This is a genomic window from Xanthomonas sp. NCPPB 1128, from assembly GCF_001043115.1.
Lineage (GTDB): Bacteria > Pseudomonadota > Gammaproteobacteria > Xanthomonadales > Xanthomonadaceae > Xanthomonas_A.
The window spans coordinates 229183-237873 of record NZ_LFME01000003.1; the positions used below are offsets into that span (position 1 = coordinate 229183).

Here is an 8691-nt window from a genome sequence, read left to right on the forward strand (position 1 = left end):
CGGGCCGCGGTTGACCGGCCGACCGCACCCGGTTTGGATGCCCAGCTGTCCCCGTCGGGCAGCGCGCGGCAAGAACAAAAAAGGCCCGGCGCAGCGGCCGGGCCTTCGGAGACGCGTCGTGGGTGCGCTTACTTGATCAGGCGCAGCGCGAACGGATAGCGGTAGGCGACGCCTTCGTTGGCCTTGATGCCGGCCAGGATGCAGAACACCAAGTTCACCACCCACACCACCGGCATCAGCAGCCCGCCGATGACGATCACGCTGAGCACCACGCAGATCACGTAGGCGATGGCGACGGTGATCTGGAAGTTCAGCGCTTCCTTGGCCTGGTCGTTGAGGAAGGACTTGGCCGGGTTGTCCTTGTTGATCAGCCAGATGATCAGCGGCACGATGAAACCGGCGATGATCCCGGACAGATGGGTGATCAGCGCGACCGTGCGGTCTTCCTGCGGCCCTGCCGAGGCCGGCGGCGGCGGCGGGGCGGTGACGTTGTCGAATTCGCTCATCGGTATTCCGTTCCTTTGGTGGTGAGGGGACAAGACGTTTGGCGCGTCACTCTCGGCGGCCGGCGCAGCGCTGTCAAGCGAAGCTGGCACACCGGCAAGCACACTGCGGTGGGTAGCGCGCCAGTCCATCGCCCCATACGGCAGCGGATCGCGCGCGCCTCGATCGTGCATGGCGTCGCGTCGGCGATCGGGCGTAGGCCATCGCGACGTGCACAGGTACGCAGGGAACGCCAGCGCTTGCCCGGCTCGAACGCGTGAGCGGCGATGCCGCGCCACGCGTGCGACGTCGACAACGCGCCCCCCGGCATTGGCGCGCGTTGCGGCACTCAATCGTTGCCGGCCACCGTCATCCTGCCGACCAGTATTGCACCGATGTGCACGTGCGAGCGCACGTCGATGTCGGCGCCCACCGCCTCGATGTCCTGGAACATCTGCCGCAGGTTGCCGGCGATGGTGATCTCGTCCACCGGATAGGCGATTTCGCCATTCTCGATCCAGAATCCGCCGGCGCCGCGCGAGTAGTCGCCGGTGACCGGATTGACGCCGTTGCCCATCAAGTCGGTGACCAGCAGGCCGCTTGGCAGGCCCTTGAGGATGGCCTGCAGGTCGGTCGCGTTGGCCGCCACCTGCAGGTTGTGCACGCCACCGGCATTGGCGGTGGTCTGCAGGCCCAGCTTGCGCGCCGAATAGCTGCCCAGCACGTAGCGCTGCAGCACGCCGTCGCGCACCAGCGGCGCTTCACGGGTGGCCACGCCCTCGCCGTCGAAGGCGGCCGAGCGCAGCCCGCGGCGCAGGTGCGGCCGTTCGTCGATCGCGAACCATTCCGGGAACAGGCGAGTGCCAGCGCTGTCGAGCAGGAAGCTGGCGCGGCGATACAGCGCGCCGCCGGACACCGCGCCAAGCAGATGCCCGATCAACGAGCGCGCCATTTCCGGCGCGAACAGCACCGGCACCTCGCCGGTCGGCAGCGAGCGCGGCTGCAGCCGCGCCACGGTGCGCTCGGCGGCGCGGCGGCCGATCGCCGACGCGCGCTCCAGGTCCTCGCGCGCCAGCGCGCTGCTGTACCAGCCGTCGCGCTGCATGCCGTCGCCGTGCCCGGCGATCAGCGTGCAGGCGAGCGAATGGTGGGTGCTGCGCTCGCAGCCGATGAAGCCGTGCGAATTGGCGTACACCGACAGGCTCTCGCTGGTGCCGGCCGAGGCGCCGTCGGAATTGCTGATCCGCGCATCGGCGTCGCGGCCGGCGGCCTCGCAGGCCAGCGCCAGGTCGATCGCCTCCTCGGCCTGCAGCGGCCACGGATGCCAGCGGTCGAAATCCGGCTGCTCGCGGGCCATCAGCGCCGCCTCGGCCAGGCCGGCGGCCACGTCGTCCTCGGTGTAGCGGGCGATCGCGCAGGCCTGGGCCACGGTGGCCTCCAGGCTGGACTCGTGCAGGTCGGCGGTGCTGGCGCTGCCCTTGCGCTGGCCGAAGTAGACGGTGACGCCGATGCCGCGGTCGCGGGTGGATTCCACGGTCTCCACCGCGCCCAGGCGCACGTTGACGTCCAGCCCGCGGTCTTCGCTGCAACTGACCTCGGCCTGGCTGGCGCCGAGCGCGCGGGCGCGCGCCAGCAGTCGCTCGGCGATGTCGGACAGGCGTTCCAGGCGCTGCTGGCTGTCGTCGCGGTGCAAATCGGGGGTGATGGCGTTCAATGCTTTATCCTTGTGATGCGAGTCCCTTCGCAAGAGCCCGGCCATCCATGGCCGGACTTTCTAATTTGATGCTTCACATCGATCGAGTAGTACGAGCATGCGCGGACGCGACGAGGACACCGGTGAATTCCGCGGCGAAAGCCGCAGCCAGCAACGCCGCGAGGCGCTGGAAGTGCTGAGCCTGGGCGAGAAGCTGGTGGCGCTGACCCCGGCGCAGTTGGCCAAGTTGCCGGTGCCCGAGTCGCTGCTGCCGCACATCGCCGAGACCAAGCGCATCACCTCGCACATCGCGCACAAGCGGCAGCTGGCGTTCCTGGCCAAGCAGATGCGGCGCGAGGACGACGCGGTACTGGAGGCGATCCGCGAGGCCATGGACGTCAACAGCGACAGCGCGCGCCGCGAAGTGGCGGCCATGCACCGGGTCGAGGACTGGCGCGAGCGGCTGCTCGCCGAAGGCGACACCGCACTGGCCGAGCTGCTGGCCGAACACCCCGACGCCGACCGCCAGCGGCTGCGCCAATTGGTGCGCAACGCCAAGGAAGAACGGCTGAAGAACAAGCCGCCGCATGCCTATCGCGAGTTGTTCCGGGAACTGCGCGAGATGATCCTGGGTGGTGCGTCGGGAATGGAGAATGGAGAATCGGGAATCGAACAAGCCGACGACGACGGAGCGTTCGACGACACACGCGACTGAGGTGCGGCGACGCCGGCTGCCGCGCACGAAGGCCGACGCATTCCCAGCCCAGCGAGCGCGGCGCACGATAGACCTGTCCGTCAGGCCGGCAACGCCACAGCGCACCGCGGCGCCCGCTTTACCGAATCCCGATTTCCGATTCCCCACTCCCGGCTCCTAAGCCGTCCCGCCCACGGTCAGCCCGTCGATCAGCAACGACGGCTGGCCCACGCCCACCGGCACGCTCTGCCCGTCCTTGCCGCAGACGCCGACGCCCTCGTCCAGCGCCAGGTCGTGGCCGATCATGCGCACCTTCTGCATGGTCTCCGGGCCGTTGCCGATCAGGGTGGCGCCCTTCACCGGCGCGGTGACCTTGCCGTCCTCGATCAGGTAGGCCTCGGTAGCCGAGAACACGTACTTGCCGCTGGTGATGTCGACCTGGCCGCCGCCGAAGTTGACCGCGTACAGGCCCTTCTTCACCGAGCGGATCATCTCCTGCGGATCGTGCTGGCCGGCGCGCATGTAGGTGTTGGTCATGCGCGGCATCGGCAGGTGCGCGAACGATTCGCGGCGGCCGTTGCCGGTCGGCGCCACGCCCATCAGCCGCGCGTTGAGCGTGTCCTGCATGTAGCCGACCAACACGCCGTCCTCGATCAGGGTGGTGCAGTGGGTCGCGGTGCCCTCGTCGTCGACGTTGAGCGAACCGCGGCGGCCGTCCAGGGTGCCGTCGTCGACGATGGTGACGCCGGGCGAAGCCACGCGCTGGCCGATGCGGCCGGCATAGACGCTGGTGCCCTTGCGGTTGAAGTCGCCTTCCAGACCGTGGCCGACCGCCTCGTGCAGCAGCACGCCGGGCCAGCCCGGGCCGAGCACGACCTGCATCACCCCGGCCGGCGCCGGCACCGCCTCCAGGTTCACCAGCGCCTGGCGCAAGGCCTCGCGGGCGAAGGCCTCTGGACGGCCGTCGGCGAACAGCGTGGCGTAGTCGTAGCGACCGCCGCCGCCGGCATAGCCGGACTCGCGGCGGCCCTGCTGTTCGACGATCACCTGCACGTTGAGCCGCACCAGCGGGCGCACGTCGGCGGCGAGCACACCGTCGCTGCGCGCCACCAATACCGTGTCCACGCCGCCGGACAGGCTCACCATCACCTGCTGCACGCGCGGGTCGGCGGCGCGCAGGTACTGGTCGAGCCGCCGCAGCAGCTCCACCTTGTGCGCGTTGTCCATTGCGTCCACCGGGTCCAGCGCCGGGTACAGCGCACGGCCGCCGCCGCGCTGCAGCGCCTGCGCCGGCTGCGCGCCACCATCGCGGGAGATGGCCCGCGCCGACTGCGCCGCGGCCAGCAGCGCGTCGCGGTGGATGTCGTCGGAATAGGCGAAGCCGGTCTTCTCGCCGGAGATCGCACGCACCCCCACGCCCTGCTCGATGGAGTGGGCGCCGTCCTTGACGATGCCGTCCTCCACGCTCCAGCTCTCGCGCCGCGAATGCTGGAAATACAGGTCGCCGAAGTCGATGCCGGGGCCGAGCAGCGTGCCGAAGGCGCGCTCCAGGCTGGGGGCATCCAGGCCGGCGGGAAGCAACAGGCGGGTTTCGGCGAGGCTCAGGGCGTGATCGTTCATGGGCTCAACATGGGGGACGAAGGCGCGCAGCGCAAGCGGCGGGCGGCACAAGGCGGGAGCGGCAGCGCGGTGGGACAGCGGCGACGTGGTCTACCTCGCCACATGAAATACATGCTGCGGTCCGGGCTCACCCGGCCTGGCGCAGCCATCCACTACGCTCCCGCCGACCGATGCGCAGCGCACGCCGCCGCCACCAATCCCCAATTCCGGCTTTCAACAGCCGCAGGCTGGTCATCCCCAATCCCCGCCCGATCAGGGCGTACCGGCCGGCGCCGGCGGCCGTGCCGACTCGCGCTCGATCACGTCCACCTTGGGATCCTTCCACGGCCCGGTGACCCGGTAGGTGCGCGCGCCGATGTTGCCCAGCGGCTTGCCCAGCACCGCGTTGGCGGCGGCGCCGACCGCGGCGCCGACCGGGCCGCCGGCCACCGCGCCGACCACGGTCAGCAGGTTGCCGGACTTGGGGTTGACGTCGATGGTCTGGTCGAACTGCTGCGCGCGCAGGTCGGCCTCGCCGCGCACCTTGATCTCCGCAGCCGGGCCATCGATGACCAGGTTGTCGCTGCGCGCCATGCCGTCGCCGAAGCGGATCTGCCCGTCGATGCGATTGAAGGCGAAGCCCTTGGAGAAGAAGTCGCGGAAATCGAACATCAGCCGCCGCGGCAGCTGCGCCACGCTGAGCAAGCCGAGCACGCGCCCGGCGCCCGGATTCAGTTCCAGCAACTGCCCATTGCGCGCGGCCACGTCGAGCTGGCCCTGCACCGTGGCCAGCTGCAGGCCGGCCGGCGTGCCCGGCCAGGCCGCGCTGAGCTTCAACTGGCCTTCGCCGCCGCGCACCTGCCCGCCGAAATCCAGGTTCTGCATCAGCTCGCCCAGGTCGCGGCTGTCGACGCTGGCGTCGAGCTGGGTCCGGGCGGTGGCGCCCTTGCCGCGCCAGTCGCCGCTGATGTCGATCTTCTGCTTGTCCGAGCGCAGGTGCAGCTGTTCCACCTGCATGCCGTCGGCGAGCTTGCGCGTGCGCAGCGAGGCCGCGCCGAGGGTCATCGCGCCGAAGCGCAGGTCGTCCACGTCCAGCGCCAGCGCCGGGATCGTGGCCGGGTCCAGACTGTCGGCGAACGGGCCGGCCGGAACCGGACCGGCGCTGCCAGCGACCCCGCTGCCGGCAGGCGTGGCGACCACCGCCGTGGGCGTGCCGTCCGCCGCCGGCAACGAGGCCGTGGCCGAGCGCCAGTGCACCCGTGCCAGGCGACCGCCGAGCACGCCGCCATCCTTGGTCGGCACGCTGAGGTCGCCAGCCAGGGCCGGGCCGTCGAGGTGCACGTCGATGCTGTCGGCCTGCGGCAACAGGCGCAAGCGGGTGTTGTCGAACACCCCGCCCAGCAGCAGCAGGTGGTCGGCGAGGATGTCGATGCGGCGCAGCGGCATCGGGTCTTCGCCGCCGTTGGCTGCGGCGGCATTCGGATCGGGGCGGCTGACCACGCCGATCCAGTCGATGGCGTTCAAAGCCGCGGTGCGCCCGCTCACCACCAGGCCGCTGGCGGGCGGTTCGTCGGCGACGTGGTCGCTGCCCATCACCACGCGCACGCCGGTCTTGCCGCCCTGGCTGCGCGCGGCCAGCGCCATCAGCTTGCCGAAGGCCACCTCGATGCGGCCGCTGCCGACCGGCAGCGGCACGTTGACCGAGGTCGCCAGCGGGGTCGCCGGGGCCTTGTCCATCGGCGCCGGCATCAACAGCGCGGTGCCGACCAGGTCCGAGCGCAGCTGCAGCCGGGTCGGCGGCTGCGCGCCGCCGTCGGGGGTCTTGGGCAGGCCGACGCCGATGTTCCAGCGCGAGCGGCCCTGCACGTAGGGCTTGAGCCAGGCCATTTCCGGCACCCGGTCGAGCAGTTCGTTCGCGTCCAGCGACGCGCTCAGCGCGGCCTCGAAGGCCTGCTGCGGATCCTGCACGCCGTCGCCGGCGCGCAGCGCCAGTTCGCCCTGGTGGCCCTGGTAGGCCACGCTCAGCTTCTGCGCGGCGAACCCGGTATCGCTGTAGTCGGCGCTGCCGCGCATGTCGTCGAAGGCCAGGTCCCAGCGCTTGTCGGCGATGTGCGCGCCGAGCAGATCGACCGTGCCGCGCAGGTGGTGGGTGCCGATGTCGGCACGCAGCGGCTGCAGCAGGTCGAAGGTGACATCGGCCGGCCCCGAGGCGCTGAGCGCATCCAGGGTGTCGCCGTAACGGGCGCGCAGCGGGCTCTGCCGCAGCATCGCCAGCAGCTTGCCGGTCTCGGCGCGGGTGCTGGCCAGCACGCTGAGCTGGCCTTCCTTGTAGTCGGGCAGCGCCGCCGACAATTGCTCCACCGGCACCCCGCCCATGCTGCCGCGGCCGTGCACCTCGAAGCCGTTGCCGATGAAGGCGACGCTGGCATCCACGTTCTCCAGCGCCGGCCAGTCGTGCTGGAAGCGCACCTTGGCGTCCTCCAGCCGCGCGGTCGCTTCGAAGCGGCCGTTGTGGTCGGCGAACGGCCAGTCGTCCAGGTCGCCGGAGACCAGCGCATGGCCGTCGCGCAGGCGCCCGCCCTGCAGCGCGGCGTCGAGCCAGTCGGTGGCGGCCTTGCTCATCTTGGAGTGGACCCAGAACTTCTTGGCCGCCACCACCGGCGCGTCCTGCAGGTCGGCGGCCAGGTCGATCCACGGCCGCGAGCCGTCGTCCTGGAAGCGCAGCTCGCCGCGCACGTCGGCGCCGTAATCGCTGCCCTGCACGCGCAGCCCCGGGGTCGCCACGCGCAGGCCATCGCCGTCGCGGAACGCCACGATGCGCCCGGCCAGCTGCACCTGATGGACCACGCCGAAGCCGCTGGGCCAGTCGACGCGCACCGGGCTGCCGGCCTCCAGCGCCAGTTCACCGGCCTGCGCATCGCCGTCGAGACGGCCGCGCAGCCCGCTCATGCCGGGCGCGCCCCCGGCTGGTGCGAACGCCAGATCGGCCAGGCGCCCCTGGCCGAACAGCGCACCGCCAGGCACCCCGCTCACCGCCACCTGGGTCAGCTGCAGGCGCGGCCGCGCCACCGACAACCAACTGCGCAGGCTGGGCGAGAGGCGGTCGCTGAGCCCGGCTACCGCGATCAGCGGCGCCACGTCGAGATGGTCGCCGAACAGGGCGAAGCGGCGCCCGCCGGCCACGGTCAGCCCGTCCAGGCGTTGCAGCGGCTGTCCGGCCTGGCCGAACTGCAGCTGCGGCGCATCCAGCCGCCAGCCGCCGTCGATCTGGCGCCAGCGCGCCTTCGCGCGGAAGGTGGTGAAGGTGAGTTGCGGGCGAGTGTGGCCATCGGCCAGCGGCGCGCCGCGCAGGCGCAGCTCGCGCAGCGTGGCGTCCACGGTCACCCCGGCGACCCGGCGCTGCTGCAGGTCCAGCCAGGCCTGCACTTCGCCGACGCCGCCCTGCAGTTCGATGCCGGCCGCATGCAGCAGGCCGGCCCAGCCGGCCAGTTCCGCCGGCCGCACCGCCAGGTAGGCCTGGCCGTCACCGCGGTGGCGGTCCAGGTCCAGCACCGCGGTCAGCGGCGCCTGTTGCAGATCGCTCCAGCCCTGCACGCCCACCTGCAGGCGCTCGCCGTTCACGCGCATGCGCAGGTCGATCTTCGGCACCTGCGCTTCCAGGCCCAGCGACGGGGCGTGCACGCGCAGGCGGCCATCGATGACCTGCAGTTCGCCCAGCCCCTGCAGCGCATCCAGCGGATCGCCGCCCTGCCCCGAGGTCGGCAGGCCCTGCACGCTCCAGTTGCCGTCGTCGGCGCGCAGCAGGGTCAGCGCCAGGCCGCGCAGGCGCAGTTCGGTGAACGAGCGCCCGGGCAGCAACCCCGCGTACATCGACACCAGCACCTCGGCCTGGCCGATGCGCACGCCGTCGCCGGCGCCGATGCGCAGCCCGTCCAGGCGCAACAGCGGACCGCGCCGGGTCCAGGCCGTCTCCAGCCGGTCGAAGCGGATCGGCCGCCCGGCGCGCTCGCTCAGCCACGCCGCCACCTGCTGCGGATGCCGCTCGACGAACGGCAGCGCCTGGCTCAGCGCGCCTACCCCCAACGCCACGCACACCAGCCCGATCGCCACCGCGTAGAACGCGAAACGGCGAGCCAGGCGCAGGCGGCGGCGCAGGGGGGGATGCATCAGCTGCGGGGATTGGGGATTGGGGATTGGGGATTCGCAACAGCAGATCGCGAAC

The 8691-nt window shown here is 71.5% G+C and carries 5 protein-coding genes; 1 reads left to right on the plus strand and 4 read right to left on the minus strand.

From position 1 onward, the window contains the following. Positions 1-128: 128 nt before the first annotated feature. Both ACP93_RS04350 and pmbA read right to left on the minus strand, forming a co-directional pair. Entirely contained in the window at positions 129-506 is a 378-nt protein-coding gene (locus ACP93_RS04350; protein WP_019797965.1) for a DUF4870 domain-containing protein, read from the minus strand. A 326-nt stretch (positions 507-832) separates the two neighbouring features. Continuing rightward, the gene (pmbA, locus tag ACP93_RS04355; protein WP_048489542.1) at positions 833-2197 is read right to left on the minus strand and encodes a metalloprotease PmbA; all 1365 of its coding nucleotides are present in this window, start codon (positions 2195-2197) and stop codon (positions 833-835) included. 97 nt (positions 2198-2294) lie between these two features. On the opposite strand from pmbA, the gene yjgA reads away from it, so the two are divergent. Then, positions 2295-2891, plus strand: coding sequence for a ribosome biogenesis factor YjgA (gene yjgA, locus ACP93_RS04360; protein WP_048489543.1), 597 nt, complete (start codon positions 2295-2297; stop codon positions 2889-2891). 156 nt (positions 2892-3047) lie between these two features. Here the strand turns inward: yjgA and tldD are convergent, their stop codons facing one another. Beyond that, positions 3048-4490 carry a metalloprotease TldD gene (gene tldD / locus ACP93_RS04365; protein WP_048489544.1) on the minus strand — a complete coding sequence of 481 codons (1443 nt, stop codon included), beginning with the start codon at positions 4488-4490 and terminating at the stop codon, positions 3048-3050. Between the two features lie 252 nt (positions 4491-4742). Then, the gene (locus tag ACP93_RS04370; protein WP_048489545.1) at positions 4743-8636 is read right to left on the minus strand and encodes a YhdP family protein; all 3894 of its coding nucleotides are present in this window, start codon (positions 8634-8636) and stop codon (positions 4743-4745) included. Positions 8637-8691 lie beyond the last annotated feature (55 nt).

What these genes read in the sequence shown, in the direction of transcription:
- tldD (WP_048489544.1), bottom strand. Translation starts at nt 4,490, where the DNA reads ATGAACGATCACGCCCTGAGCCTCGCCGAAACCCGCCTGTTGCTTCCC.
- ACP93_RS04350 (WP_019797965.1), bottom strand. Translation starts at nt 506, where the DNA reads ATGAGCGAATTCGACAACGTCACCGCCCCGCCGCCGCCGCCGGCCTCG.
- ACP93_RS04370 (WP_048489545.1), bottom strand. Translation starts at nt 8,636, where the DNA reads ATGCATCCCCCCCTGCGCCGCCGCCTGCGCCTGGCTCGCCGTTTCGCG.
- yjgA (WP_048489543.1), top strand. Translation starts at nt 2,295, where the DNA reads ATGCGCGGACGCGACGAGGACACCGGTGAATTCCGCGGCGAAAGCCGC.